At 63.1% G+C, this 25,817-nt stretch carries 21 protein-coding genes and 1 pseudogene; 12 read left to right on the top strand and 10 right to left on the bottom strand.

Annotation, left to right across the window (positions count from 1 at the left end; translation table 11 throughout):
* Nucleotides 1-115: 115 nt before the first annotated feature.
* From GVL61_RS14375 to GVL61_RS14415, 9 genes are all read left to right on the top strand, one after another.
* On the top strand, nt 116-301 hold the full coding sequence (locus GVL61_RS14375) for a hypothetical protein (protein WP_159981275.1): 186 nt from the start codon (nt 116-118) through the stop codon (nt 299-301).
* A 129-nt stretch (nt 302-430) separates the two neighbouring features.
* Nucleotides 431-997: a DUF1003 domain-containing protein gene (locus tag GVL61_RS14380; RefSeq protein WP_159981277.1), complete on the top strand. Its 567-nt coding sequence runs from the start codon at nt 431-433 to the stop codon at nt 995-997.
* 426 nt (nt 998-1,423) lie between these two features.
* Entirely contained in the window at nt 1,424-2,137 is a 714-nt protein-coding gene (locus GVL61_RS14385) for a haloacid dehalogenase-like hydrolase (protein ID WP_235037702.1), read from the top strand.
* Between the two features lie 149 nt (nt 2,138-2,286).
* Nucleotides 2,287-3,138: a MipA/OmpV family protein gene (locus tag GVL61_RS14390; RefSeq protein WP_159981281.1), complete on the top strand. Its 852-nt coding sequence runs from the start codon at nt 2,287-2,289 to the stop codon at nt 3,136-3,138.
* Nucleotides 3,135-4,247 (top strand): MBL fold metallo-hydrolase, encoded by a 1,113-nt coding sequence (locus tag GVL61_RS14395; RefSeq protein ID WP_235037703.1) that lies wholly within the window; start codon nt 3,135-3,137, stop codon nt 4,245-4,247. Before GVL61_RS14390 ends, GVL61_RS14395 begins: the two co-directional genes overlap by 4 nt.
* A 362-nt stretch (nt 4,248-4,609) precedes the next feature.
* Nucleotides 4,610-5,953, top strand: coding sequence for an SRPBCC family protein (locus tag GVL61_RS14400; RefSeq protein ID WP_159981283.1), 1,344 nt, complete (start codon nt 4,610-4,612; stop codon nt 5,951-5,953).
* Between the two features lie 29 nt (nt 5,954-5,982).
* Complete coding sequence (locus GVL61_RS14405; protein WP_200844775.1) at nt 5,983-6,438, top strand: hypothetical protein; 456 nt, start codon at nt 5,983-5,985, stop codon at nt 6,436-6,438.
* A gap of 32 nt (nt 6,439-6,470) precedes the next feature.
* On the top strand, nt 6,471-7,172 hold the full coding sequence (locus tag GVL61_RS14410) for a TetR/AcrR family transcriptional regulator (RefSeq protein ID WP_159981287.1): 702 nt from the start codon (nt 6,471-6,473) through the stop codon (nt 7,170-7,172).
* Between the two features lie 650 nt (nt 7,173-7,822).
* A complete protein-coding gene (locus GVL61_RS14415) occupies nt 7,823-10,291 on the top strand; it encodes an AMP-binding protein (RefSeq protein WP_200844776.1) in 2,469 nt (822 codons plus the stop codon).
* A gap of 82 nt (nt 10,292-10,373) precedes the next feature.
* Here the strand turns inward: GVL61_RS14415 and GVL61_RS14420 are convergent.
* The 6 genes and pseudogenes from GVL61_RS14420 to GVL61_RS14445 all read right to left on the bottom strand — a co-directional run.
* Nucleotides 10,374-10,505, bottom strand: a pseudogene (locus tag GVL61_RS14420) (IS630 family transposase); the annotation flags it as partial.
* A 156-nt stretch (nt 10,506-10,661) separates the two neighbouring features.
* Complete coding sequence (locus tag GVL61_RS14425; RefSeq protein ID WP_159981291.1) at nt 10,662-11,765, bottom strand: NAD(P)/FAD-dependent oxidoreductase; 1,104 nt, start codon at nt 11,763-11,765, stop codon at nt 10,662-10,664.
* A gap of 1 nt (nt 11,766) precedes the next feature.
* Nucleotides 11,767-12,855 carry a type III polyketide synthase gene (locus GVL61_RS14430; RefSeq protein WP_159981293.1) on the bottom strand — a complete coding sequence of 363 codons (1,089 nt, stop codon included), beginning with the start codon at nt 12,853-12,855 and terminating at the stop codon, nt 11,767-11,769.
* Nucleotides 12,852-14,072, bottom strand: a complete 1,221-nt coding sequence (locus GVL61_RS14435; RefSeq protein ID WP_159981295.1) for a beta-ketoacyl synthase — start codon at nt 14,070-14,072, stop codon at nt 12,852-12,854. The genes GVL61_RS14430 and GVL61_RS14435 overlap by 4 nt, the downstream gene beginning before the upstream one ends.
* Nucleotides 14,069-14,299 (bottom strand): acyl carrier protein, encoded by a 231-nt coding sequence (locus GVL61_RS14440; protein ID WP_159981297.1) that lies wholly within the window; start codon nt 14,297-14,299, stop codon nt 14,069-14,071. The genes GVL61_RS14435 and GVL61_RS14440 overlap by 4 nt, the downstream gene beginning before the upstream one ends.
* Nucleotides 14,296-14,643 carry a DUF2147 domain-containing protein gene (locus GVL61_RS14445; protein ID WP_159981299.1) on the bottom strand — a complete coding sequence of 116 codons (348 nt, stop codon included), beginning with the start codon at nt 14,641-14,643 and terminating at the stop codon, nt 14,296-14,298. The genes GVL61_RS14440 and GVL61_RS14445 overlap by 4 nt, the downstream gene beginning before the upstream one ends.
* 242 nt (nt 14,644-14,885) lie before the next feature.
* Between GVL61_RS14445 and GVL61_RS14450 the strand changes: the two genes are divergently transcribed.
* Nucleotides 14,886-15,551 (top strand): methyltransferase domain-containing protein, encoded by a 666-nt coding sequence (locus tag GVL61_RS14450; RefSeq protein ID WP_159981301.1) that lies wholly within the window; start codon nt 14,886-14,888, stop codon nt 15,549-15,551.
* An 85-nt stretch (nt 15,552-15,636) separates the two neighbouring features.
* On the opposite strand, the gene GVL61_RS14455 is transcribed toward GVL61_RS14450, so the two are convergent.
* Genes GVL61_RS14455 through GVL61_RS14465 form a run of 3 tightly spaced genes read right to left on the bottom strand, consistent with a single transcriptional unit; the run spans nt 15,637 to nt 23,383 of the window.
* Nucleotides 15,637-18,762 (bottom strand): CHAT domain-containing tetratricopeptide repeat protein, encoded by a 3,126-nt coding sequence (locus GVL61_RS14455; RefSeq protein WP_159981303.1) that lies wholly within the window; start codon nt 18,760-18,762, stop codon nt 15,637-15,639.
* 34 nt (nt 18,763-18,796) lie between these two features.
* Nucleotides 18,797-22,072, bottom strand: a complete 3,276-nt coding sequence (locus GVL61_RS14460; protein ID WP_159981305.1) for a FecR domain-containing protein — start codon at nt 22,070-22,072, stop codon at nt 18,797-18,799.
* A 15-nt stretch (nt 22,073-22,087) separates the two neighbouring features.
* On the bottom strand, nt 22,088-23,383 hold the full coding sequence (locus tag GVL61_RS14465) for a tetratricopeptide repeat protein (RefSeq protein WP_159981307.1): 1,296 nt from the start codon (nt 23,381-23,383) through the stop codon (nt 22,088-22,090).
* Between the two features lie 284 nt (nt 23,384-23,667).
* Between GVL61_RS14465 and GVL61_RS14470 the strand changes: the two genes are divergently transcribed.
* Together GVL61_RS14470 and GVL61_RS14475 are read left to right on the top strand one after the other, a co-directional pair.
* The gene (locus tag GVL61_RS14470) at nt 23,668-24,096 is read left to right on the top strand and encodes a hypothetical protein (RefSeq protein ID WP_159981309.1); all 429 of its coding nucleotides are present in this window, start codon (nt 23,668-23,670) and stop codon (nt 24,094-24,096) included.
* On the top strand, nt 24,093-24,599 hold the full coding sequence (locus GVL61_RS14475) for a hypothetical protein (protein ID WP_159981310.1): 507 nt from the start codon (nt 24,093-24,095) through the stop codon (nt 24,597-24,599). The genes GVL61_RS14470 and GVL61_RS14475 overlap by 4 nt, the downstream gene beginning before the upstream one ends.
* Nucleotides 24,600-24,648: 49 nt before the next feature.
* Here GVL61_RS14475 and GVL61_RS14480 read toward each other — a convergent pair whose 3' ends face one another.
* Nucleotides 24,649-25,806 (bottom strand): aldo/keto reductase, encoded by a 1,158-nt coding sequence (locus GVL61_RS14480; RefSeq protein ID WP_159981312.1) that lies wholly within the window; start codon nt 25,804-25,806, stop codon nt 24,649-24,651.
* Between the last annotated feature and the right edge of the window lie 11 nt (nt 25,807-25,817).

Below are 25,817 nucleotides of genomic sequence, written 5' to 3' on the forward strand. Positions count from 1 at the left end.
CGGGCCAGTTCCGTTGTCGTGCCGATGGTCACGAGCGGGACCGCTTGCTTCCAGAAGGCGGCGGCGGCGGCGCAGAACTCCGTGCTGGGTACGGGCGGCGCGCCGCATCGTCACCTTGGGCGCGGGCTTTGCGGCGGGCGAAGAGATTGTCGACCATATGTTCGGCGGCGGCGAACGCAGGGCGGGCGCTGGCAGCGAGTATGACCCCGGGGTCAATCAGGACATGGGCGGAGCGGACTTCGGCATCTCCAACGACAGTTCGTGGGACGATGGCGCATCGGGCAGCGACAGCGGCTGGTAGGTCGAGGTTCTGCCGAACGCCGGAGAGGTGTGCGCTGCATTCGGCATTATCGTCGAACCGCCGTGGATCGTTTGCCCATAATGCCCTAGGAGACAGAACGACTGCGATGGCGTTATGGAGGCAGAAGCCATGACCAAGGCGGATATCAGGTACCTTGCCCAGTCCCTGCTCGGGAAACAACCCGATGCTCTCGATACCGAGGAGCAGAATGTCCTTGAGGACATTCAGAACCAGAATCCGACGAGCCAGGACGCTGCCGATATCGCCGATCAGCGCGCGTCGTTCGGCGACAGGCTGTCGGACAAGGTCGCCGGTATAGGCGGTTCCTGGGGTTTCATCATTTCGTTCGGGGTCGTCCTGTTCGGATGGATGGTGCTCAACACCGATGTTCTGGGGCACTGGCACCTGGCCTTCGATCCCTACCCCTACATCTTCCTCAATCTGATGCTTTCGATGCTGGCAGCCGTGCAGGCGCCGATCATCATGATGAGCCAGAACCGTCAGGCCTCCATCGACAGGCTGGCCGCCAGCATCGACTACGAGGTGAACTTGCGCGCCGAACTGGAGATCATGCGGATCCAGGACAAGCTGGACCAGGAAGTAGCGGCGCAGATTTCAATCCTGCTCGATGGGCAGCGGGCCATGGCCGAGCAACTCGGGCAACTTCAGGTTACCTTGGCGGCTCAAAGCAACTGAGCGGGTTGTCCGAAGATATGCCTTCGGCATATACCTCCAACATTCTTATCCGTTTCGGATTTAAGCTGATTTTGAATAAGAATCTTCGCCCCTATTCGCTACGATAGACGGGCCTTGGTCTGCCAGAATCTGCGTCTTCTTCGCCGTGCCAATCGACCTCGCGCTGGTCGTCAGCCTGGTCGATGCCGTGATCAGCGTGATGCAGTAAGGCTGGCCCAGACTCAGATCGATGTCCTTCGTATGGTGTGTGGCTGGGTCGGTTGAGGCAAGCTGGAGCGCAGCGGCAGAGTCGGCGCTTGAAACGCCGTAATTGTGCGTGCGTGATTACGCGGATTTCATCGGGCGGCCACTGCCCGGTAGCCCACACCGTGCGAGGATCGTGTCGCCATCGCTGCTTTCACCGCAGCGGTGCGAAGGATGAATGCCATGGTGCACGCCGATATCGACTTTCGCGAAATGGTTCAGGGCGCGGGGATACCTGCAATGCAGGAGGGACGGTGTGCCATGTTCGACCTCGACGGCACGATCCTGACCCACGATTCCACGGCCCGGTGGATCGCCGTGCGCCTGCGTCGCTCGCCGCTGCGCTGGCTTGTTTCGGGCATGGTGGCAGTGCTCGCCTTGCCGCTCCTTGCCGTGCCGCAGTGCCGGAAGGTCGCCGGATCGATGCTGCTTTGGGTGGCCAGCTTCGGCATGGACGAGGCCGGGTTGCATCGCTCGTTCGCAGCCTTCGCGGATGAACTTTGGGCCGGCAAGGCTACGGCCTGCCGCCAAGGTGCCATTGCCCGTCTGAAGTGCCATGTCGCAGAAGGCGACAGGATCGTGGTGGTGACCGCTGCGCCGCTGCCGCTCGCGCAGGCGATCGTCGGGCATCTGGGGATAAGGGTGGTCACGCTCGGCTCGCGGCTGGAGCGCAGGGCGGGGGGCTGGGTGCTTGCCGATCACTGCCGGAATCGCCGCAAGTGCGCGGCTCTCGCAGAAGCTGGCTACGGCAGCGGCTGGTCTTTCGCCTACAGCGACAGCCTCGATGATCTTCCTTTGCTTGAAGGGGCAGAGCACCCTTTTCTGGTGAACGCCAGCAGTCGCACCCGTCGCTATCTGCGTGGTCATCTGCCCCCTATCGCGGCGGTCTGCTGGTAGCTGCGACGGGCAGCAGACTCAATTCCCGATGACCGGGCACCGGAGTTTGTATTTTGAAGTTACTTGAGGCACTCCAAGTAAAAACAGGGATGGAGAAGGCTATGGCCGCGTTAGCGTATCCGTGGGCAGGTAGGCATGCACGAAAGTGGATGGCGCCGCTGATACTTGCTCCAGCAGCCATCTCATTCTGCGGCCTGGCGCAGGCGCAAGATGTTTCGGGGCGGCCGGACGATCTAAAAGTCGGCGGGGACCGGATTTCCGTCGGTGTCGGTGTGGCGTCGACGCCCACTTACGTGGGGTCCGACAAGTCGACTGTCATTCCCATGGCCGCAGTACAGGGGCAGGTTTCCGGCATCAGTTTCAACACGATGGGAACGGCGATATACGTCGACGCGGTGCCCTCCAGTGGAAAACCCGGCTGGAAGCTGGAGCTTGGCCCGCTGGCAGCGCTGCGGCTCGACCGTACGAGCAGGATCGGCGACAGTGCGGTTCGCGCGCTGGGCAAACTGAACACCGCAGTCGAACTGGGCGGTTCGATCGGTGTCCAGCGGACCGGGGTGATCACCAGCGCTTACGACACTTTCTCCGCCAGCCTTTCGTATCAGTACGATGTTGCGAAGGCGCATTCCAGTTACGTGCTGAGCCCTGAAATCGATTATGATACTCCGCTTTCCGAACATGCCTTCGTGTCGTTCTCAGGCTCCGCGGATTATGTCGGCAAGGGGTTTGGCAACTACTACTACGGCATCGACGACGCTGGCAGCCTTGCCAGCGGGCTGCCGGTCTATACCGGTGCGGACAAGGCTGGGTGGAAGGACTGGAATGTCAGCATGATGGTGCTGCATTCTCTGACCGGCAACCTGACCCATGGACTCGGCATATTCGCCACCGGCGGTTACCAGCGGTTGCTAGGCGCCTACCGCCGCTCGCCGATCGTGGCCGACGTCGGTAGCGCGAACCAGTGGAGCGGAGCCGTTGGCATCGCCTATACCTTCCGATGATGGCGGCAGCATACTGTCGGTCGGCCAAGGCGATACTTGTACCGATCGCCACCCTGTCCATACTTGGATTGTCCGGGTGCCTCGATCGCAACCGGACACCGGCCTCGCGGGTCTATTACCACGGACCGAAGTCCGATCACTTCGATGGGGCGCATTTCTTCAACCCTGAAGGCGAGCAGGGCAGCGGCGGTGGGAAACGTGACGGTGTCGGCACGTTCCTGCGCATTGCCGAAGGACGTGGGGGGCATCACACCTGGCCCTCGTCTGTTCCGGTGGTTCAGACCGTACCGCCGCTCCGCGTGGAAGGCGGGCGTATGCTGGTCACCTGGATCGGGCATGCGACGACGCTGGTGCAGACGCAGGGTGTCAATATCCTCATCGATCCGGTCTGGGCCTGGCGTGATTCCCCGCTGCCGTTCGTCGGCCCCAAGCGCGTCCGGGAGCCGGGCGTGAAACTGACCGACCTGCCGCCGATCGATATCGTCCTGATCAGCCACAACCATTACGATCACCTCGATATCGGCGCGCTCAAGGAGATCGAGCGGCGCGATCATCCGTTGATCGTCACCGGTCTGGGGAACGATACCCTGCTTGCGGAACATGGGCTGAAGGCCACGGCGGGCGACTGGGGTCAGTCGATTCCCTATCGTCCGGGTATCGCGATCGAAATCACGCGCGCCCATCACTGGAGTGCCCATTGGTACGACGATATCGACCGCGCGCTGTGGTGCGGCTTTCGCGTCGAGCTTCCGGGCGGCGATGTCTACTTCGCTGGCGATTCCGGTGACGGCAAGATGGCCTGGGCGAGCGAGGTCGCCCGCGAAGGCCGACCGATCCGGCTCGCACTACTGCCGATCGCCCCCTACAAGCTGACCTCGCCGCAGACAGGTAACCACATGGACCCGGACCAGGCCGTCGACGCCTTCCGTATCCTGCGCCCGGCCCATGCCCTGGCGGTGCATTGGGGGACTTTCGAACTTGGCGCTGAAGCCATCGGAGATGCGCCGGTTCGCCTCGGCGAGGCGCTGCGACGAAATGGCATAGCGGCCGATCGCTTTCGCGCGATGGACGCCGGGCAAAGCTGGGACATCCCTGGCATGGAGGAGTGACGGATTGCTCATGCTCCGTACTTCGCAGGCCGAGGCATGAATAGTAGCCGTCTGAAAGACAGGCGCATTGAAGAGAGTGTCGGGGCCTCAAGGGACGAGCGAATCGCGCTTCGCGATGTGCGTTTCGTGGATTGATGTTGAAGCTGAAATCATAAGATGAAAGCCGGCCGGATGCCGATGCCGGCTGGTTCACCGCGACTTTTCGCTTTCCGACGATTCCCGCAATAGCCGCCGCGCACCGTTGGCCGGCAAATAGGTGAAGCTGCGCCGTCAAATAAGAGAATGATCCTACATATTTCCTATTGTAGCGATACGCTATGTATCATAAAAGGGTGGAAATCACGAACCAGGGAGAGGTTCACATGAATGAACAGACTGGCGTCCGGCCGTTTGCCGACATCGACTTTTCCGCCTTGAATTGGCGGATCGGGACCGACCGTTATACTTCGCCCGAAATCCAGGATCTCGAACGCGAAACCATATGGAGCAAAGTATGGCAGATCGTCGGGCGGGCGGACGAACTGCCAGATAGTGGCGACTGGAAGCTCTACACCCTGTTCGACCAGTCCTACGTCATCGTGCGCGGCCGCGACGGTGTGCTGCGCGGTTTCGTCAATGCCTGCCGTCACCGGGGCAACATTCTGTGTACCGAGAAAAAGGGGCACGCAGGCCGCTTCACTTGCCCTTATCACCTCTGGACCTACGGGCTCGACGGTAAGCTGATCGCCGTCGCCCGGCCGGATCTTGTCGGCGACATCGACAAGGGTGATCACGGCCTGGTGGAAGTGCCGGTCGAGGCTTTCGCGGGTTTCATCTTCCTCACCCCCAACAAGGACACCAAGCCGCTGGCCGAGTTCCTGGGCGAGGAAGTGATGGAACGCCTTGCGGCCTACAGGCTCGACGAGATGACGCCGGTCGGCATGGACGTCCGGGAGGCCCTTGATTGTAACTGGAAGGTCGTGATCGATGCCTTCTCCGAAGGATATCATATCATCGGCGTTCATCCTGAACTGCTCTCGGTGATCGACCTGGAAGCCGGCAACAGCCGCCACGGCTTCTTTGGCGATCACGGCATGGCCGTATCGCCCTTCGAAGTGAAACAAACCGCCGAGTGCGGCCTGGACGCGCAGGTGGAAGGCATCCGCAACCTGCCCGGCACATTTCCGACCGTCGCCGAAGTCCTGCCGCGCTTCGAGGAGTTGGTGAATGCATACCGCGATCCGTCGAGCGCCATCTCCTTCCCGGAAGGAGTGACGGTGCGCACGCTGTTGCAGCAGGCCACGCGAGAAACGCTTACGGGCAAAGGCCTCGATGTCAGCGCCCTGACCGATGACCAGATGAGCGATAACCAGGGCTGGTTCCTGTTCCCTAACTTCTTCATGACCATCCGCGCCGGCGAGGCAACGACGATCATGGCCTATCCACACCCAGGCGGCGATCCGAACAAATGCGTGTGGCACGTCACGGCCTACATGTGGCTGCCCCCGGCAGTGCGTACTCAGTACCGTGCCGAGCCAATCGAAGTGACAGAACCGAATAGCTATCCCTACTTCCTGGCGCTGCAGCAGGATTACGAACAGATGCCGCGCCAGCAGAAGGGGCTGCGTAATTCCGGCCTCGGCCACATGTCGCTAATCCGCGAAGAACTGAGCATCGCCCGGTTCCACACCGTCCTCGATCGCTATCTTGCCCGCCAGTCCGCCTGAATGGAGACCCTGCAATGACGATGTATGAAATGGCCGATGTGATCGGCAATTATACCGGCCTTACGCGCAAGGCGCTCGATTACGGCGAAACGATCAAGGCGCTCATTGACGCGTCCAAGAATGCTGGCTTCGATCCCGTTCGGTGGGATGAGCTGGGCGCCTTTCTGAATATCCCGACTTTTGAGCGCATCGGAAACTTCAAGGAAGTGATGGACTGGCAAACCTACCGAAACTTCCTCGTTGACTGGGCGCCCGCCGCAGATTGGGAATGCTCGTTCAAGCGCGTGACGGAAATCGGCAACCTGGTTCTCCTCGAACTGGAGGAGCGCACGGTGATGGGCGGCGCGAAAAATGAGGTCAATTCGCTCTCGGTCTACGAGTTCGACGACTTGGGCAAGATACGCCACCTCGACATCTATCTCCAGATGGCGCTACCCGATCCCGCGATGCTCGCCAGCTATGCAGACGTTAACATTGCGGGGTGACAGCCTGCCCGCGGGTCCTCTAGTCCAGCAGCATGGAAGCGAAAAAGCCCACACACCTCTTTGATGGCAAGCCGCAACGCGAACCGCGCACGGATGGCCGGAGGCCGGGGCGCCCGACGCGTGAGATGATCGAGCAGCGCAACGAGGAGCTGCTCGATCGCTCTCTCGACTTGTTTCTGGACAAGGGCTTCGATGCGACGACGATCGACATGATCTGTGCCGAAGTCGGTATGGCCCGCAAGACCATCTATTCGCGCTACGGCGACAAGGACACCCTGTTCAAGGCGGCCCTGCAGCGCGCGATCGACCAATGGATCATCCCGGTAGACCGTCTGCGCGCGCAGGAATGCGACGACCTCGAGGCAACACTCGTTGCCGTCGCTCGCCTGTGGGTTTCCAATATCAAAAAAGATTCAGGGATGCGGCTGGTGCGGATCGCAAATACAGAAGTATTTCGCAGCCCTGAAATTGCCCGCTATCTCTGGGAACGTACCGCCGAACCGACGATCGGTTATATCTCCGACCTGCTGGAACGACGTCTGCGGCCGGGTGCTCCATCCGTTCCCGATGCGCGTGACGCTGCCGCTTCGTTCCTGATCCTTGTCGTGGAAGGGTCGGTGCAGCTGACGTTGTGGAACCAGATGTCACCTGACGATTACGACCGCCAGATTCTGTACCGCACTCGCCTATTTCTCAATGGGGCTTCGAATGAAGCAGGCCCATTGCCGAACTGATCTTGCTTCCTCAAGGACGGCCGATCTTGATCCTGGTATTGGATCGCGCGGTTTGACGGTGCGATCCTGGAAGTCACATGTGGTCCGTGCGTGACGGAAGCGCCACGGCCAGGCATGCCGTAAGAGCAGCAATGCAGCGATCGCAAACTTCACTCGCGGCGCTGCATCAAAAGCGGGAGCGTTAGGCCGTGCGCAATCTGCTCCATCGCTTCCTGTCATCAAAATCAGGATTGAAGGCATCCGAAAATTTAGAGCCTATTCAATGGCGGCATGAATTCGGTAGCCAACGCGGGGCATCGGTTCGGTCGTACCATCCCATCTCCATATAACGCCCTGGATCAGCAGTTCGAGGAAACCGGCAGATGTTCCAATCGGCCGTTGCCGATGCCTTATCAGCCAAATTAGCGCACCTCCGACAGGCCCCTCATATTCTGGGCCGGTCCACGAGACCCGATCTTTCGACCAAGCTTCTCTGTGGGCATTTCTCACTACTTGCTTGAGATCATGAGCAGAAATATTCTTCGCCGTACTGCATGGTCCCGCTTTGTCTACATGGCTGATTCGTGCCGTATTCATCGAAATCGCTTAAGTGGCGATCAACGCGGGGCTCCATAGTGCGGCAACAAAAGTTGACATCCGTAGCGCTCGTTATGCGCAATTCGCTATCTTATCTAGACAGCGTTTTTGCGCTTAATGAGGCGCGTAAGCCATTTGTAAATGTTCCCGATGAGAATTTCACGAATGCGCTTGCAGGCCTGGACGTTGAAAGTTGTATAAACCCTGATGAAGGGGGCGGATGGTTTGTTGAAAGTCATCCACTGATCCGTGACGATCTGCCCGCTCAGGTCACCTATACTTCGGGAACAGAAGGAAAGCCTAAAGGCATTGTCCTGACTTACGCAAATATCACGGACGCGGCCGAGCGGATCATCAATCAGATGGGGCTGACATCCGACGTGCGTGAGTATGTTGGCGTCCCTGTCACCTATAGTTTTGGCATTGGTCGTATACGCGCAGTCAGTGCGGTAGGAGGTAGGTCATATCTCCCGCCCCGAGGTTTCGACCCGCTCGAGCTTTCGCGAATGCTGAGTTCGGGTGAGGTCAACGCCTTGTCTGCGGTTCCTACGCTTCTGCGGATATTGCTTAGGGCGAGCGCCGTTATCGCCGATGCGGGCAAGAATCTGCGTTGGCTGGAAATCGGTTCGCAATACATGACCGGCGCTGAGAAGCGCGGGATTCGCGAGCTTTTCCCCAACGCTCGGATAATTCAGCACTATGGTCTGACGGAAGCCTCCCGCAGCACTTTCCTGCAGATCTCGGAAGTTCCCGATGAGCTTCTGGAGTCAGTCGGCACTCCCGTCGGTGCGACAGAGGTTGCGATATCGGCCGAGGGGCGCATCCGTATTCGCGGCCCGCACGTTGCGCGATGGCGGGTGGATGATGATGGGTTGCTGGCGCTTTGCGACACTGACGGTTGGCTGGAAACAGGTGACCTTGGCCGCGTGGAAGATGGCTATCTTTACTACGATGGCAGAGCGGACGACCTGATCAATACAGGTGGTATAAAGATCAATCCGGACATGCTTGAGGCGCGCATCGGTCAGCTCTTGGGACAAGGCGGCAAGATAGCTGTGGCAAAGGTGCCCGACGCGCTTCGTGGCGAAGGCATTCTGGTTGCGACAGAAGCGCCTGATCTTACTGTCGATCGGCTTCAGTCGGTTTCGGTAGAGGCCCTGAAGGAGTTCGGGGTAGTTGTGGGAGGTGCGTTGCACGTCAGGGTCATCCCGGCGATTCCGCGGACCGCGACCGGCAAGCCAATGCGTCGCCTCCTGACTGAGGAATTTGTCGAGAGGGGCAAAGCCGCCGCCTTTGACGCCGCGGTGGAACCGGCGGCGGAAGCGGGCCGGTGCGACGTACAGGCCTTCTTCCGGGAATTTTTCCCCGGGCGGCGTATCCGCCGAAGTGACAGCTTTGAAAGCATGGGGGGCGATTCCCTCAGCTACATTCAGTTTTCGCTTGGGTTTGAGGGGCGCTTTGGCGCTCTCCCGGGGGGATGGGAATCTCTGACGATCGACCAGTTGGAAAACAGTGCGGGGACCGGCGTAAGGGGAGGCTGGCCCAGCCTGGATGCTGCCGTATTGACGCGCGCATTCTTCATGATTTGTATAGTTGCTCTGCACTTTGATACGTTCGTTTATAGCAAGAATTGGGGGGCCGCATATTTCCTGTTCATGCTTTGCGGTTACAGTATCATGCGCTTCCAGTGGCCGGAAATAAGCCGCACCGGCAAAGTCGGTACGATATTTGGTACGGCTTTGAGTGTGGCGATTCCAACCGTAATGGTAATCATCGTAATGCAGCTTTGGTCCAGAACTTTCGAGTTGAAACCATTGCTGTTGATATCGAACTGGTTTGACCCGCATCAATATCATGTCGCGTACTATTATTTTGCCGAAATATACATTCAGCTGATTCTCGTGGTGGCGGCGATAATGTCGTTTCCGGCCTTGCGAAAAATTCTGAAAAATAAACCCATGGTTTTCTGCATCGTCCTTCTGGTTTCCGCAACGGTCGTAAGCGGGCTGGTTGAGAAAGTCTGGGATACGAACTACCTCTACCATCGCACGCCCATCTGGTATTTTTGGACAGTCGCCGCTGGCATGTTGATGGCAAGTGCGCGTGATATGCAAAGCCGTGTTCTCGCCATGGTAGTCGTGAGCATTGCTGTTGTAGACCATCATGGTTTTACTTCCGCCAGCGCTTACATATGCGGTGGTTCGGCGTTGTTGCTTTTTGGGACCTCGATAAGGTTGCCCTCTACGGCAAAGTTGATGATATCCGAGGTCGCCGGTTCGTCGATGTTCATGTATCTCAGCCATTGTCAGGTCTGGTCGTTGGTTATGCGGGTATTTCACGGGCCGAGACCGTGGATTGCTCTTAATCTCGCAATCGGGGTTGGTATTGTCTTTGCGCACTCATACCATTGGATCGAGCGCAGGGTGCGGGCGTTCCTGAGTGCCCGGGGTGAGGGTGGTGCCGGGGGTATTCTTCAGGATGCTCATTTGCTTGAGCGAAATATGGAACTTCGGCAGCTGCCAGTTCACGCTATAAATGGATAAGTAATTCCGGGACGGACCTTTCCAGGCAGCGTGGACAAATTCTGCGTTTGTTTGGTGCAAATGCCCATGGAGCGTTTTCCGATCACTTGGGGTCATATCCGCAAGAGCTGAAGTAATTGGCGTATTCGGTCGACTGGAAGATGTCGATGAACTTGCCGATGAGGCCCCACAGGCCGCCGACGGTGCGCTCGCCGATTTTCCTGAGCATGGCCTTGCGGCAATGTGGCCACGGGAATGCCGTCGGTACTTTGTTTCAGATGAACGCTTTTCGCGCGTCTGAGAATTGGGATGCTTTCATGTTCCTTCGCTCATCCCAACCAGGAGCCGGTCCGCGAAAAAATCCAGCTCAAAACGACCCAGTTTTAAGGTATTATATCAAGTTACCGCGCGGCTCCCATTCGGGCAGCCGCGTTGCCCGTGCCGCGTGGGTGAGGAGCGGCGGGTACAACCGGGCCAGCCGGACCCCGGCCCACCGCATCCGCGGGTGATGCAGCGCGTTCTGCAGTAGCATTGCGCGCCCAACCTGCCCCCGTGCCTCGGCAGCGATTTGCGCGGGATAGCTGCGCGCATCTCCAGCCATTACGCACTGCGCCGCAAGGAAGGCGCTCCGTAATGCTATTGCCATGCCGTCTCCGGTTAGCGAGGCGGTCATCGCCCATTGGTCGCCAAGGCGCAGAACGTGGCCTTCGTCGACGAGCGAGGGCAGGCCGTAGGTGAGGTTGGCGATTGTCACCGGGCGCTCGAACAGGGGTTCCGCATCAGCCAGCAGGCCGCGCAGGCCGGGACTTTCGCCGAGCCAGCTACGCACGCCGTTCCAGTCGCCGCCGATGAGGGCCAGCCGGTTGCGCCGCAGCACGAGACATAGGTTCGCGCGGCCCCCCTCGATCATCTGCAGCCCGGCATAGCCGTCTTCGAGCAAGGCCAGTACGATCGTTCCAGCCAGATCGCAGACAGCGCCCGGTGCGAGGCGGTAGTGCATCTTGAATCCGACGAAGCTTTCTGCTGCACGTCGTGGCAATGCACCGTCGGGCTTCCGGACCGACAGCTTTCCCGTCGCGAGCAGTAGATGGCGGCCGGTCCGGTCGCCGTGGCTGGTCCGCACGGATCTGTCGCCCAATTCCAGCACCCGAACACCGCGTTCCACCTGCACACCGGCTGCCTCGGCGCGGCCGAGCAGCACTTCGTCCAGAGCATGACGGCTTAGGCCCAGTGCACCGAAAGGAAGGGGCGCTTCGGCTTTAATCGTTCCGCAGAGCAGCCGGATGCGCGTGATCGGCATAGCGCCAAGGGCCTTGGGATCGACGCCGAGTTGTCTTAGGTGCGCGACCGCCTCGACCGACAGGAACTCTCCGCAGACTTTGTGGTGCGCAGCGCTTTCCCGTTCCAGCAACCGCACGCTCATTCCGCCGCGTGCCAGCAGGCAGGCGGCAGCACTGCCTGCGAGCCCCGCGCCAATGACGAGGGCATCGGTCACCTCAATCTTCCAGCATGAAGCGGAAGCTCTCTGCAGCCATGCCGGGCCCGAAAGCCAGCGCAAGCCCAGGGCCGCGTGCCTGCCCGGCCAGCATCCGCGCAAGTATGAACATTAGTGTAGACGACGACATGTTGCCGCTATCGTGGAGCACTGCCCGGGACGGCGCCAGTGCATCGGCGCCGAGGCCCAGCCCATGCTCGACGGCATCGAGCACGGTACGTCCGCCTGCATGAACCGCGAAAAGCGTGAAATCATCCACCGCTGATCCGCGCAGCAGGCCGCCGTCGTCGTTGCGCGCGGATTCCGCGGCGAGAGCCTTGGCGATCCGGGTGGGCACTTCACCGCCGAGGTGCATGTCGAAACCCTGGTCGCCAATGCCCCACGTTATTGCATCGGCAGTGCCGGGAATCGCCGCAGAGCGGAAATCCTGCAACGCGATGCCACCGCCGTCGGACGTCACCAGCGCGGCTGCCGCGCCATCTCCGAACAGCAGCATGGCGAGCAGGCTGGCGAGATTGCCGCTACGCTGGAAGTGAATGGTACATAGCTCCACCGTCACGACCAGGACGCGGGCTTCCGGCTCGGAGCGGATAATGTGATGCGCCGAGCGGAGTGCGGTGACGGCGGCATAGCAGCCCATGAAGCCCACTACGGTGCGCTCCACGCCGGGGTTTAGCCCGGCCCGTGCGATGATCGTCTGGTCGAGGCCCGGCGCCATGAATCCGGTGCATGAGGCGACGATCAGGTGAGTGATGCCCTGCGATCCGATGTCGCCCCCTAGAGCGGCAATGGCATCGAGCGCAAGCTTCGGCGCATCCCGCTCATAACGGGTCATACGCTGCCCGGTGGAGGGCCAGGAACCGGTTCCGTAGAAACCCTCGACGTCGGTGACGGTGCCGTCGTCAAGCGTCAGCGGTTCGAGAAAGGAATAACGCCGGGCGATACCTGAGCGTGCGGCCATACGCTCGAACACATGGCGCGAGCGGGCGTCGGGCAAGCCGGATGCCACGAAGCGTACGAAAGCGTCATGCACCTCGAATGGAGGGTTGGCGGTGCCGATGCGATTGATGCGGGCGATCGTAGTGGTCATGCGCGGCGTCCTATCAGTACGGCGTTGAGGCCGCCGAAGGCGATGCTGGCGGATACGAGTGCATCGGGCTCGAACGTCTGGGATTCCAAAACTAATGGCAGATCGCAATCGGGATCGGGCCCAAGGTGGTTGAGGATCGGCGGCGGAGCACCCTCGCGCAGGGCCAGTAACCCGAGCAAAAACTCCATCGCGCCGGTCGCGCCGATCATGTGACCATGCGCGGACTTGGTGGCGATTACGCGGTGCCGGGAAAGGGAAGCGCCATAGACCCGGTGCAAGGCGGCGGTTTCGGCCGGATCGTTGAGCGCGGTTCCGGTGCCGTGCGATGAATAGAGGATGGGCTCATCGAGCGCGAGGCCTGCGTCTTCGTGCGCGGCGAGGATGGCGGCGGCGATGCCCGCCACGTCGGGCGCGGTCATGTGGCCGGCGTCGCTCGACAGGCCATAGCCCGCCAGTTCGCCGAGGATACGGGCGCCGCGTGCAAGGGCATGGTCTTCGCTTTCCAACACCAGAATGGCCGCTCCTTCGCCCAGCACCATGCCCTTGCGATCTCGTGAGAAGGGGCGGCAGGTGTCGGACGCCAACACCCCCAGCGATCTCCACCCGGTCAACGATCCGAGCGTGAGACAAGCCTCGCTGCCACCGGCGATCACGACGTCGGCGCGGCCGGCGCGAATCATGTGCATCGCTTCGCCCAGTGCATGGGCTGACGAGGCGCAGGCGCTAGATAGTGTGAAGGCCGCGCCGTGAACGCCCAGCAGCATGGAAAGGTGCGCGGCGGGTGCTGCGATCATCGAACTGGGGATGGTCTGTGGGTGGACCTTGGGCTGCCCATGCGCGAACAAACGTTCGTAGGCGGTTTCTATCGTCGCATTGCCGCCGCTACCGCAGCCGACCAGGATCGCCGTCCGGTGTGCGAGCGAGGGATGGCCGCCGAGGCCCGCGTCGGCCACTGCTTCGATCGCTGCCTCCAAGGCGAAGGCGGATAGCGGGTCGAGCCGGCCCAGCCGGCGCAGCCGGTCCGCTTCCACGCCGGGAAAGCGCACTTCATCGCCGGGCGGTTCTTGCGTCCATGCCGCGATTCCGGCCGTTGCCGGCGATGCCAGGGCGCGGATTGCACCGTCGCTGCTTCGCGCGCGCCTCCAGTTCGCTGCAACACCGCGGCCGAGCCCGCTTACGCAGCCCATGCCGGTTACCAACACGCGAGGTGCGGTCATTGCGACGAGGCGACGCCGATGCGGTCGAACAATTGTTGCAACGTCATTTCGCGCGTGAGTTCCTCGGGCTGGATTTCGATGCCGTACTGGTCCTCCAGTTCGAAAAGCATGCTGACGAGGTCGATCGAAGAAATGTCGAGCGTCTCCAGCGTGGCCTGCGGAAGCAGACGTTCCACCGGCAGGCCGGTCTCTTTCGCGATCAATGCGGTGAGATCGTCGGGGTTCATCGGTGATTCTCCATGGTCGGGCAGGCCCGCTGGCGGGTGCGGAAAAACAGCAAAACGCAGTCGGTTACGTCCAGCGTGCCATTGGCGCCGAGCCGATAGCTGGCGCGATAACCGCGGCCTGACTTGGGCTCGTATGCTCGCCCGCCCGGCCAGCCATCCCCCTCCGGCGAAAAACCGGAAAGGTTTGGGATGCCCAGTAATGCGCGGCGGCGCTGCGGCGGATGGGAGGTGTCGATGTCTCGGCCGGTCTGCCAGCGGTCCGGCAAGGCCGCCTGCGCGGCATGTGTGGAGGAAGCGCGCAGCGTTGCCAGAGTGAAAGCCACGGCAATGCTAACGCACTTCATCGAATCCCTCCGCTTCCACTGTGCCTTATGGGGTTGCGCGCTTTGCGTGATATCCGCAAGCGCGCCGTATTCGCTTCTTCCAAAAGCCGGTTGGTGTCATGGTGGAAGCGCCCGGAAGTTGCGCGATCGCATCCGTCGACAAGGAAGAGGAGACCGGCCATGAGCAGCTGCCGCCTAGCTAGCACCCGCTCGATAATAGCGCCGTGATGGACCTTTCGGTCAGGTCGCATCGTGAGGAGCAGATGGATGCAGCCGATCTCGACGTCGATGTCTATGGGCAGGTCCTGCGCGATCTGGCGCGGGTCAACCGTTGGACCTTCACGGCGCGCCCGGCGTTGTCGTTTGTTGCGCGTGCGATCGGCGATGCGCGTGAATTCAGCATGCTGGACGTAGGTTTCGGCTATGGCGATATCTTGCGCGAAGTCGCCCGCTGGGCTGCCCGTCGCGGTATCGCGGCAAGGCTGGTGGGCGTCGACCTCAACCCCGCGAGCGAGAACCTGGCGTGCGCGGCGACGCCGGAGGGCATGGGCATCACCTATGTCACTGGGGACTACGCAGACCAGTGCGGTCCCTTTGACTTCATCGTGAGTAGCCAGGTCGCTCATCACATGAGCGACGCGCAACTCACCCGTTTCCTGCAGCATATGGAGCAGATGGCGCGGCGCGGCTGGATGATCTGCGACCTGCATCGGCATGGCTTTGCTTATCACGGCTTCCCTCTGCTTGCCCGCGTCATGGGCGTGCACCGCATCGTCCGCGAGGACGGGCAGCTTTCCATCGCGCGCTCGATGCGGCCCGGCGAATGGGCCGATGTGTTGGCGCGGGCCGGTCTTGCTCCGGGCGCTGCGCAGGTGAAGCGCCGGTTTCCTTTCCGTATCGCGGTTGAGAGGACGTTCGACCGGCCATGATGGTGCCTGTTGCTGGCGCAGGGCTTACTTCAGTTCCAGATGACCGGGCCGAAGCTTGAGGGTCAGTTAGCAGCGGTTAAGCGGGTCATCGGCCGACAAGGGCGAACGGCGCCCAGAATAGCGGATGAGAACGGATCGATGACGCGTCGCCTGCCATCTGGAGCATCGACAGGCGCAGTCCTTGTGCCCGGCTCCCGGTGCTCAGCGCGCCGCGCACGGCAGCAGTGACAAGGTCGGCGGCCGCCCCTGTCTCCACGGGCCAGTGAGAAACGAGCAGAGACCGGGCACCGGCATAGAAAAACGCTTTGGCCAGACCCGAGAGTGGCTCTGCCCCGGCGCCGTCCGCGGCGGCAGTGTTGCAGGCGGAGAGAATGACCCAGTCGCTGTCGAGGCGGAGCCGCGCGATCTCGCTGGCACTCAGGAAACCGTCATCGCGCTCGCTGGGCGTGCGCGGGGATGTGAGCGCCAGCGCGGGCTCTGCATCACCTGCAATCTGTCCTGCCACCAATCCATGGGTTGCAAAGGCAAGCAGGGCAAAGCCGCTAAGGTTCATGGCGCGCACGCGCGGTTCGGATGCGCGGCGACCCAGAAGCAGCGTCGCATCCCCCCGCCCCAGTGCATCGGCCATGGCGTGAAGTTCGCGACGGGTGTCGGGCAGCGGGGCGAGTTGCACAGCCTTTGCGGTCGTAATGCTGACCGTGGGACCGGGGCGACGAAAGAGCGGGTCGCCGACGCCCAGCATCGTCATATGGGGGCCAGGCTGGCGCTCGACTGCCTTCGTCTGCGGGATCGAGGCGACCGAGGGAAACTCGACTAGCGCGAACCGCCGCACCAGCCAAGGGAGGGCGGCATAGTCCTTCGAGGTCTTCGGCGCTGCTGGCGGCGGTGCCGTCAACAAAACCGACAAGGGCAGGCTGGAGAGCGGCGCATCCGATACTAGCAGCAGGGTGTCAGCAGTGCGCAACACGGGCTCCAACGGAGCAAGCAGAGAGCGGTAGAGCAGAAATGCCGCACCGGCATCGAAACTGGGCGGGCCCGCGGCCTGCCAATGCTGGGGATCGAGGCCGCTTCGAAGGCGGTCGACGATACGCCGGGCGTCTGCATCTCCCAGGCCGGTGCGGACAAGAGCGGCATCGGTTGGCGTGACGGCAAGCATGTATGTTTCGCGGTCGCCGACGATCAGCGCCACCATAGCCTCGCGCGGCCTGATGGCGTTCGTGATCTGCGCCAGTTCCACACTGGGCGAGCGGACAAGTAGCAGCAGCTTTGGATCGCTGCGGGAGAGTTCGGTGTCGATCGCGCCAATCCGTTGCGCGATTACTGCCTGCCGCTCGCTGCGCTCTTTTTGCCGGAACGCACCTTCGGAACGGCTGCCGGAACCTAGGTCCGCGATCAGATTGTCCTGCACGCCGCGCCACTCGAGCATCAGGTCGCTGCGCTCGCGCAGCAGGGCGGCGTTGCGGCCGTCGCTCTGGCCCAGGCGGGATGCCATCTGCGCGATGGCCGTGCCGGCCCTCGTGGTGTTGGCGGCTTGCATCGCCGTGAGTGCGGCCGTTACTATATTTTGATCGCGCAGAAGCGTGCCCGCCGGCTTCGCGGCGGCCAACAGCCGCAGATGGTCGACGAGGATGGCGCGCGCCGCGCGCCGCTCCGCCAGCGCATCGCTCCATGGCTGCGCCTCTCCGATGGCGAGACGGTGAAGGATGACATCGACCGCTTGCCCGCTTTCTGACAGGGCCTTTCCGTCGCCCCGCGCTTCCGCAAGACGGGCAAGGCGAGCATAGGTGACGCCTAGGGCGAGCGACGCGCCGCCGCCCGCTTCCTCCTGAATGGCGAGTGCGCGGGCGTATCGCGCTTCTGCCTCGGCCAGCCGTCCATTGGCCAGCGCGATGTCCCCCAGGGCGATCAGTCCGGGTGTCAGGTCGAACGACGCTCCGCGCGTCTTCTCGAACGCGATGAGAGCCATGCGCAGATGCTGTTCCGCCGTTGCATGGTCGCCGGCCGCCTCGGCCACCAACCCTAGCGAGGCATAAGCATAGGCAAGGTTGAGCGGCTCGCTTTCGCCCGTGCTCTCCGATATCGAAAGTCCCTTGCGCGCGGCCGCCATCGCCGATGCATGTTGGCCGGCTTCGCTCAGCATCAGCGCCTTTTCGATCGTCACCTGCGCAACCGCGCTGCTGTTCGAGCCGGTCATCGCCATGCTTTCGGCGGTCGCGCGGTCGAACAGATCGGCGGACCGGGCGAAATTACGCGCGAAGCGGGCAGTGACCGCCATGCCGTAGAAGATGTCGCGGGTGCGGCCATCATGCCGGTCGCCGAAAGGCGCGAGCGCCGCCGCTGCGCGGCCGAACGCGGCTTCGGCCTCGGGCACCTCCCGGCGCAGCATGTGGATGGTACCCAGCCGCTGCGCGACGTCGGCGGCCAGCAGTGGGTCGCATCGGTCCGCGGGCAGGGTGCTCAGCGGTGTAACCAGGTCGAGGGCCTCCCGCAATGCGCCGGCTTCCAGCGCGACGCCCGATCGGATAAGCGCCAGGCGTGGGGCGCTGGCATTCGTCTCGTGGGCCACTTGCGCGGCGGCCGCCAGCGCCGCTCGCGCGCCGCCGAGATCGAGCGCGCGGCGGTCTGCCTCCGCGATCCGCATCCAGCCGGTCAGGCGCAGTGCGGAGGGGATGCTTGACAGCGGCGTTAGCGTTGCCGCCTCGGTCAGCAATGCGCGCGCGTCCGCTCCATGGCCACGTCCCCGCTCGAACTCGGCCGCGGACAGGAGGGCGGCCAGCAGCGGCGCCTCGCGCTCCGGCAACCGTAGCGGCGGCAGGATGCGCGCGTAGAGCGCTGCCGCCTCTTCGCGCTTCCCGAGTTGGGCCAGTGCCACCGCCATGTTCTGGGCAACCTGCGCCCACGCCGCACTATCAGCGCCATAGCGGGCGGCGGCGAGGTCCAGCGCAGCTCCGGCCTGCCGCTCCGCTTCGTCATGGTCGAGCCGCTCATTGGCGAAGGTCGCCGCATCCTGGCGCGCCAGCAGCGCAAGATCCGGCGACAGACGGCGGCGCCCCAGAAGCCGGACGAGCCGCTCGCCCGCGTCCGCATATTTGCACTGAGACGCCAGGCTGCGGGCGGCGCGGATTTCCGCCGCCGGATCTTGCGCGGCGCCGGCAGGGACGCTGGCAAGGACCGCAGCGAGCAGCGCGAGCCACGAGTTGAGGGTTCGCATCTTTTCGGCCGCACCTCTTCGCACGCGGATGCGCCTAGTTGGCGCGGTCCCCACCGAAGGTGCCGTTCGCCTGATAGGCGCCGGACGCACTACGGATCTCGAACGTGCCGATGCTGCCGTGGGGGACCGACTGCTGAACGTCGACCAACTCGCCCGCGATCCGCGCCTGCCGATCCTCGCCTCCTGCCGCAACCCGGTCGGACTGCCCTTCGTAGGTCAGGCGGCTCTGGCCCGTGACAGCCAATCGGGCGACGCCGTAATTTGCCTGGTCGAATGATAGCGCCATGGAGCCGGTACGCGCATCGAGGTTCCAGCTCTGAGTGAAGCTGCCGACCACCTGTCGAATGCCGGAGTTACCGTTGAGCACGGCGCCGATCGCATGACCAGCATATTGCGCGCTTCCCCGGATTCCGCAGTCGGCAGACGCCGCGCCCGTCGCGCAGCTCGGCCCCGTGTAGGGCTTGCCGGCCACCCACGAGGAGAGGGCCGTATGCGCCCGCGCCGTGCCGGGTATCGCCACATCGCCGAAGAAGAACCCCCACTGCAGATGCTGGTACGTCCTGATCGCCGCACCCGCCTCGCCAAGTCCCCCCTTCACCGCGTCGCCCGCGATGATAGCCGCTGCCGGCGCTCCTTCTGTCGTCGCCGCGCCATAGCGGGAAGCGTCGATATAGGCGCTGTCACCAGCGACTGTGCCGCGAGTGCCCAGGGTGAGGGCCAGAGGGTCCGCCGCGTCCCCGATCTGCGCACCGACCGTATTCGCGGCAGCGTCGAGCGAAAGGGCGATGGTGCTGAGATAAGGCGCGGCGGAGATGGCACCTGCGCTATCCTCCCGCTCGATCACGCCGGCCACCCGGCCCACGAAGCTGTCGCTCGGCGCGGTGCCGATCCGGTCGGTATCCGCTATGCTGCGAACACCCGCCGCCAGCCGCAAATAGCCGAAGCCATCGTCCACCGAGGTGCCCAGCGTGGAGGAGAGGCCGCCGATCGTCGTCGTGCCGTTCGCTGCGGTGCTGCTGTTTTCAATCACCAGATAGCCTGCCCGGCCCGGTCGCAGCGTATCGCCGGTGTCGCTGTGCCACAACCGTCCGCCGCCTATTGCGGTCGCCTGCAGGGGGCTGGAGAATAGCGTCGCTCCGCCGCTGCTTCCCCGTGTTGATCCCAGCGTACGACCGGTGAGCGTTACTTGCGTCCGCGGATCGTCGATGTGGTCTGCGGGCACGATGCCGATCGTCGGGTCGTCGTTGATGTTGGCGTCGGGATCGGGGCGTCGGTCGGGGAGGCCTTCGGGAGTATACTCGATCGTACCGAATGTCGCGGATACGGTCGATATGAGGCCGTCCTGCGAGAGCCCGAGATCGGCATGGAACAGGCGCGACTGGCTGGTCGCGCCGGCGCTGATCGCAGGATTGGCGACCAGCAGGCTCGTCTGCGCGATTTGTGATAGCGGCAGCCCGGCCGTGCTGGCATCCGGCAGGAAGGCGCGGAAGGGCACCGCCAAGGAGTCCGATCCCGTGAGGTCGCTACCATCGAAAAGGCCCCGCGCCACCACGAAGCTGTCGATGCTGGCCGGTAGCGATGTGCCCGCCGGCAGTGTGCCGACATCGCCGGTAGCGTAGACGATGGACCGGCCGTCGGCGTCCTGGATTTGCGCGAACAGGAAATTGTCTACGGCACGTCCGCCGCGCTCCAGCGGGTCTTCTGGCAGGAAAAAGCCGGACTGTACGGTCGCGACCCGAACCTGCTGCGCGGCCGTGAAACCGGTGCCGCTGGCGATTTCCACCGGATCGACGAAGATATTCCCGTCGACGAAAGCGATCAGCGACTGCATCGCCTCCTCGTAGCTTGCGAAGCCGGTAGCGGCGAAGCTGTCGAATTTCGCCTGATCGAAAGACTGGAAGGCCCGCGCCGCGCTGGGCCCCGCCGTGCCGGTGGTGACCGTGTCGGCGGCTCCGAAGATGCTGCGCGGCAATACGATCTGGTCGCTGACGAACTGGCCGTTGCTGCCTAGCCTGACGGCGCCGGATGTGGTGACGACGAACAGGCCGGAGAAATAGCGGTCGCGTGTCGGCACGGTCGGAACCAGCTTATAGAAGGGCGTAATTTCGCTCGTGTCGCGCAGTATGGTCTTTCCGCCGGCCGTGTATTGGGTGCCGGTCGCATTGGCCGTGTAGGTCTCGCCGAAAATCTGGATGGAGGTGGGGAAGGCGCCGCTGCCGTTGATCTGCTCCGGCGTTACCCGGACGAAAAGATTATTGTCGGCGGCAAGTTGTTCGATCCCGTCGATCCCCAGTATTTCGCGCAGGCCCGAGGAGAACAGATAGACGAGGCTGCTGTCCTGCGGTCCGAATGTGGGCGCGGCGCCCCCCGTCGCAGCCGCATAATCCAGCGATGCGGTCGGCAGTAGGCGGCTCGTCGTGCTGTTCCGGTCGCGGAACGCCGCATAGGGATCATCCTGCACGATGCCCTGCACGCGGTCCTGCACTAGCAGGATGTCGTCCGGACTGTCGGCAGTGTTCGCCGAGCCGTTGGCTGATGCCGCGCCGAGAGAGGCGAGGCCGAGCTGAAGGTCCCCGCTCCCGGAAAGCGCGGCGGGACGGGTGTCGAACGCGATCGGGGTGAGTTGGGGGACGAGCGCAAGGCTTTCGCCCCGAGTTCCCGCACCTTCGTCTGGCCGGTCGTAACGCGGCTTCGTCTGTGCGTCCTGCGCCATGTGGTCGGCCACCGTCATCGTGAACGCGGAGTTGAGCCGGCCGCTGTCGGTGCGGGCCTCGGCGAGTTGCTGGCGACGCGGCTCCGAAATCTGTGTGCCCGTCACTGATACTGCGAAACCCGGCCGCTCGACAATGACGGCACGTCCAGCGGCATTGACCGCGAGCGTGCCGCCGAACTGGAGGACGGCGCGGATCCCGGTGGCATCGTTTGATACGAACGCCGCGCCATTGGCCAGTTGCAGGACGGCGGCGCCAGCCGAGATGGCGATAGGATGGTGGCGGTTCAGCGCACCGCCGATGATCCGGGTCGCCCCCCGATCCAGCACGATGTCGAGTTCGCCCGAATCCTGCGCCGCACTCCACCGAAAGCGCCGGATGATGAGACGCGACTGCGGTCCGATCAACACCGATCCGCCATCGGCAAGGATGATTTCCTGCGTCTCGCCTGTGCCCGTTTCGATGACCCGGTCGCTCGCTTCGCCGAGCGTCAGATGACCCGGCGGTCGGGCAGAGGCCGGCGTAACGCCTGCCGTCAGGATGAGGCCGAGCGCGAGCGCAAAGCTGATGCCGGGGCAAGGATCGAGACGTGACGACATGGCGTGCTTCCTCGTTCAGAACCGATAGCTGATGCCCAGCGACCCGACGGTATTGGTGTAGTCATAATTGGGCAGCGCGGACGGGTTCCATATCTGCTGCCCGCGCAGCTCGACCGTCAGGGCGTGCAGGACTGGGACCGCCGCGGCAGCGCTCAGCTCGTATCGGTTTTCCCTGCGACGCGCCGTCAGGTCCACCAGCGGGTCCGGCGCATCGTAGACGGAGCGTCGATAGCCGAAGGTCAGGCTGGCGAAGACCGGCCGGGCCGTGCCCCCCAGCACCTGATCGATGCCAGCCGAGCCTCCGAAGCTGTCGCGGCTCCAATAATCCCGGCGCGCGTCGGCGCGCTCGTACAGTCCGCCAATCGTGAGGCGGGTACGAGGCCGCACCTGCCAGCCGAGGTCGACGCTTCCGCCATAATAATTGCCGGTCTGCTCGCTGGCTGTGGGACGCCGATCGGAATTCTGATAGTCGCGCCGCTCGTAGCTGGCGCGGGCGGAGAGAGCCGTGAAGAGCGAAAGCTGCCGGCTTGCGCTGATGCCCCCGCCCACCGCGTGGAAATAGCTGTCCTGTCCCAGGGCCAGATAGGTTGCCGATCCGAATGGCCGCACGAACCCGTCTGGTGCGGTCGCTGGCCCCAGGAAGAGGCGCGGCCCGATCTGGCCGGAGACGTAGAGTGCGTCGATGGCGCTCAGCTCGGCATAGCCGCTGTAGCCGCCGGAGATGTTGGCGACGAGGTCGTGTCCACGCTGGCTGCCGAGGTCGTAGCGCAGTTCGAGGCTCCCGCTTACCGATCCGGAGGCATCTCCGTCCGGCCGGATCGACAGCTGGCTGCCGTCGAGGATCACCGGCACCCCGCCGGGGCCGACGATGCTGATCGCGGCGGGCGAGCCATTGGGATTGCTTTGATATTGTGCGCCGACCTGAAGGATGCCGGATGCGGACAGGCGCCGTCTTTCGCCCCGGGCCTGCGCTAGTGCGCCGCGCGCGCGGATGCGGGCGGGCTGCGGTACGTCGGGCGCGTCGACCACCGCCTCCAGATAGGATTGGGCGAGTTCGGCATTGCCGAGCCGGAGGTAGAGGAGCGCCAGTTCCAGCCTGATGTTGGCAAGCGATGGATTGGCAAGCAGAACGCGTTCCAGCGCCGCGACTGCGCCGGGCAGGTTGCCGGCAGCCACCTGCGCCCGTGCTTCGGCGAACCATTGCTCCGTCCGGTCGGGGGTGACCGCCTCCTCCTGTGCGTGAGCGGACGACGCTTGCATAAAGGTCGAAAACAGCAGGGCGGAAACGGCGATCCTTGACCAGCGGCGCATTCGACTCGCCTCCCTAGGCGCGTTTCCATAATAAATTGCGCATGATTTTCCGAGAGATGCAAGGCATGAGAGGAAAATGTTTTAGTAAGTTACCAGAAATGAAGCATTTCATTATAAAAATAGTCAAGAAGTTCAAAAGTTAGCGGTGATGATCGTCTAGATGTATTGAGAGGTTGACGGTCAAATCACGGAAATCTTGCCTCCGGTAGTAAATTAGCCATTATGTCGACGTGGTTTTCAAGAGGGCTTGGATCATGTCGCTTCGTCGATTTGCAGGCTGTTGCATGGCGCTGCTGTCCGCCATCGCACTCGTGCAGCCCCTTCGGGCGCAAACGCCGGATACTGCCGGTGCCGCGCGTCTCCTCATCCAGCCGTCGAGCCAGAAATGGGTATATCGCGAGACCCTGAGCTTTCGCGGCGACACTGAATGTACGCAGGGGGAAAACTGGCGCTTCCGCTCCGGCGGACGCTTGGACGTGGTGCGCTGCATCGATGGTCATCTTGTGAGTTCGGCGCATCGCTGGTCGATCCGTTCCGCGTCGCCCATCGATCTGGACATGGACGTGACCGGCGGGGATTCCGATCGCTTTCCCTTTCTCGGCACATACCGGCTGCTATTCCGCGACGACGGCAAGGCGATGGTGCTGCGGCGCATGCCGTCGTCCAAGAGCGGCGCTTTCGAGGATCTGACCTTCCGGCGGGCCGCGCGATGACCGACCCCGCGCAGCGACCCCGGTTCGACTGGGACATCCTGCTGCGCTTCGCGGCGCCGCTCCTTACCATGACCGGCATCCTGGTTGGTGTCTGGCAGTTCAATGCTGGCGAGGAGCACCGCCGCGTGGGCGAGCGTGACGCCGCGTTGCAGCGGGACGAAATCGAGTTTCGCCGCCGGCTGTGGCTGGAACGGCTCGACATCTATCGCAAGATCACCGAGATGGCCGGTCGCATCGCCGCCGGGGGATCGACGCCGGAGGAGCGGCGTCAGGCCGCAAAGGAGTTTCAGGCCGCCTATTGGGGCGCCATGGTGCTGGTCGAGGACAAGCCGGTACGTGACGCCATGATCGAGATTGAGGCGGAACTGCATGACTTCGACGCTGGCCACAGCGACCTGCAACGCCTCCAATATCGCGTGAATGCCCTTGCCGAGGCGTGCCGGCGCTCGCTGAACGCCGGTTCTCCGACCGCGCTGGCAGCGGACGGGGCGCGACGGGAGTGAAGTGGACGCCTTCGCTCCATCATCAGCCTCGAAAGCTGCGGCCCGTTGCTCACGATGCCCCTGGCGGTGCTTCGACATCCGAAAATGCCTGGACAGTAGGCGGCAGACGCTCACCCTTGACGGTGATCGCCGCGACGGCGGCGGTCAACTCTGCCGCTTCTGCAGTAGTGAAGCGGACTGCAGGCGCGCCGGCGTTTTCCATCATGTGGGCCATCTGGGTCGTACCGGGGATCGGGACGATCCACGGTTGCTGGATCAACAGCCACCCCAGCGCGATCTGCGCCAGCGTTGCTTGCTTTCGATCCGCCCAGCTTCGCAGCAGGATCACCAGGGCAAGGTTTGCAGTGATGTTCTCCTTGGCGAAGCGGGTTTCGTACTTGCGGATGTCGCCATCGGCATAGGCCGTCTGGCCATCGATCGCCCCCGTTAGGAAGCCTACGCCAAGCGGGCTCCAGGCAACGAAACCTATGCCTAGTTTCTCACAGAGCGGAAGGACCTGCGATTCCGGTCCGCGCCACATCATCGAGTATTCGCTCTGGACTGCGGTAAGCGGCAGCGCGGCATGGGCGCGGCGCAGCGTACCCAGCCCCATTTCGCTCAGACCCCAGTGCAGCACCTTGCCCTCGGTCATCAGATCCTTGATCGCTCCGGCCACGTCTTCGATCGGCACCGCAGGGTCGACACGGTGCTGGTAGAGCAGGTCGATGCGGTCCGTCCGCAGCCGCCTGAGTGACCCTTCGACCGCCAGTTTGATATGCTCGGGACGGCTGTTCAAGCCTTGGCGGCGTTCGCCGGTTTCCAGATCGATGTTCCAACCGAACTTGGACGCAATGACGATGTTGTTGCGAAACGCCTGCGTCGCTTCGCCCAGGATGCGCTCGTCTTCGTGCGGCCCATAGGCTTCGGCCGTATCGAACAGCGTGACGCCGTGGTCATGGGCGCTGCTGATGATGCGGCGCATTTCCGCGCGGTTGGGGATGGTAGTCTGGTAGGTCCGGTGCATGTTCTGGACACCGAGGCCGACGGCAGAAACCTCGAGCGAACCCAGCTTGCGGCGCGCGCCGACCTGTACAGCGTTGCCCGGCGTAGCCGCGCTGGCGCTCGCTGCGCCTCCGCTCGCTCCGAGCGCTGCGAGGGCCACGCCTGTACCGGCCACCCCCAGCAGGCCGCGTCGGCTGACCTGCCCTGATGCGATTTCGTCTGACATGTGTGCTTCTC

The organism is Novosphingobium sp. 18050 (genome assembly GCF_902706195.1).
Taxonomy (GTDB): domain Bacteria; phylum Pseudomonadota; class Alphaproteobacteria; order Sphingomonadales; family Sphingomonadaceae; genus Novosphingobium.

Coding starts and splice junctions, on each gene's coding strand:
- GVL61_RS14475 (WP_159981310.1), top strand. CDS start 24,093: ATGACCGACCCCGCGCAGCGACCCCGGTTCGACTGGGACATCCTGCTG.
- GVL61_RS14395 (WP_235037703.1), top strand. CDS start 3,135: ATGATGGCGGCAGCATACTGTCGGTCGGCCAAGGCGATACTTGTACCG.
- GVL61_RS14450 (WP_159981301.1), top strand. CDS start 14,886: ATGGATGCAGCCGATCTCGACGTCGATGTCTATGGGCAGGTCCTGCGC.
- GVL61_RS14435 (WP_159981295.1), bottom strand. CDS start 14,072: ATGACCGCACCTCGCGTGTTGGTAACCGGCATGGGCTGCGTAAGCGGG.
- GVL61_RS14465 (WP_159981307.1), bottom strand. CDS start 23,383: ATGCGCCGCTGGTCAAGGATCGCCGTTTCCGCCCTGCTGTTTTCGACC.
- GVL61_RS14445 (WP_159981299.1), bottom strand. CDS start 14,643: ATGAAGTGCGTTAGCATTGCCGTGGCTTTCACTCTGGCAACGCTGCGC.
- GVL61_RS14460 (WP_159981305.1), bottom strand. CDS start 22,072: ATGTCGTCACGTCTCGATCCTTGCCCCGGCATCAGCTTTGCGCTCGCG.
- GVL61_RS14430 (WP_159981293.1), bottom strand. CDS start 12,855: ATGACCACTACGATCGCCCGCATCAATCGCATCGGCACCGCCAACCCT.
- GVL61_RS14415 (WP_200844776.1), top strand. CDS start 7,823: ATGCGCAATTCGCTATCTTATCTAGACAGCGTTTTTGCGCTTAATGAG.
- GVL61_RS14405 (WP_200844775.1), top strand. CDS start 5,983: ATGGCCGATGTGATCGGCAATTATACCGGCCTTACGCGCAAGGCGCTC.
- GVL61_RS14380 (WP_159981277.1), top strand. CDS start 431: ATGACCAAGGCGGATATCAGGTACCTTGCCCAGTCCCTGCTCGGGAAA.
- GVL61_RS14440 (WP_159981297.1), bottom strand. CDS start 14,299: ATGAACCCCGACGATCTCACCGCATTGATCGCGAAAGAGACCGGCCTG.
- GVL61_RS14400 (WP_159981283.1), top strand. CDS start 4,610: ATGAATGAACAGACTGGCGTCCGGCCGTTTGCCGACATCGACTTTTCC.
- GVL61_RS14480 (WP_159981312.1), bottom strand. CDS start 25,806: ATGTCAGACGAAATCGCATCAGGGCAGGTCAGCCGACGCGGCCTGCTG.
- GVL61_RS14385 (WP_235037702.1), top strand. CDS start 1,424: ATGGTGCACGCCGATATCGACTTTCGCGAAATGGTTCAGGGCGCGGGG.
- GVL61_RS14410 (WP_159981287.1), top strand. CDS start 6,471: ATGGAAGCGAAAAAGCCCACACACCTCTTTGATGGCAAGCCGCAACGC.
- GVL61_RS14455 (WP_159981303.1), bottom strand. CDS start 18,762: ATGCGAACCCTCAACTCGTGGCTCGCGCTGCTCGCTGCGGTCCTTGCC.
- GVL61_RS14390 (WP_159981281.1), top strand. CDS start 2,287: ATGGCGCCGCTGATACTTGCTCCAGCAGCCATCTCATTCTGCGGCCTG.
- GVL61_RS14470 (WP_159981309.1), top strand. CDS start 23,668: ATGGCGCTGCTGTCCGCCATCGCACTCGTGCAGCCCCTTCGGGCGCAA.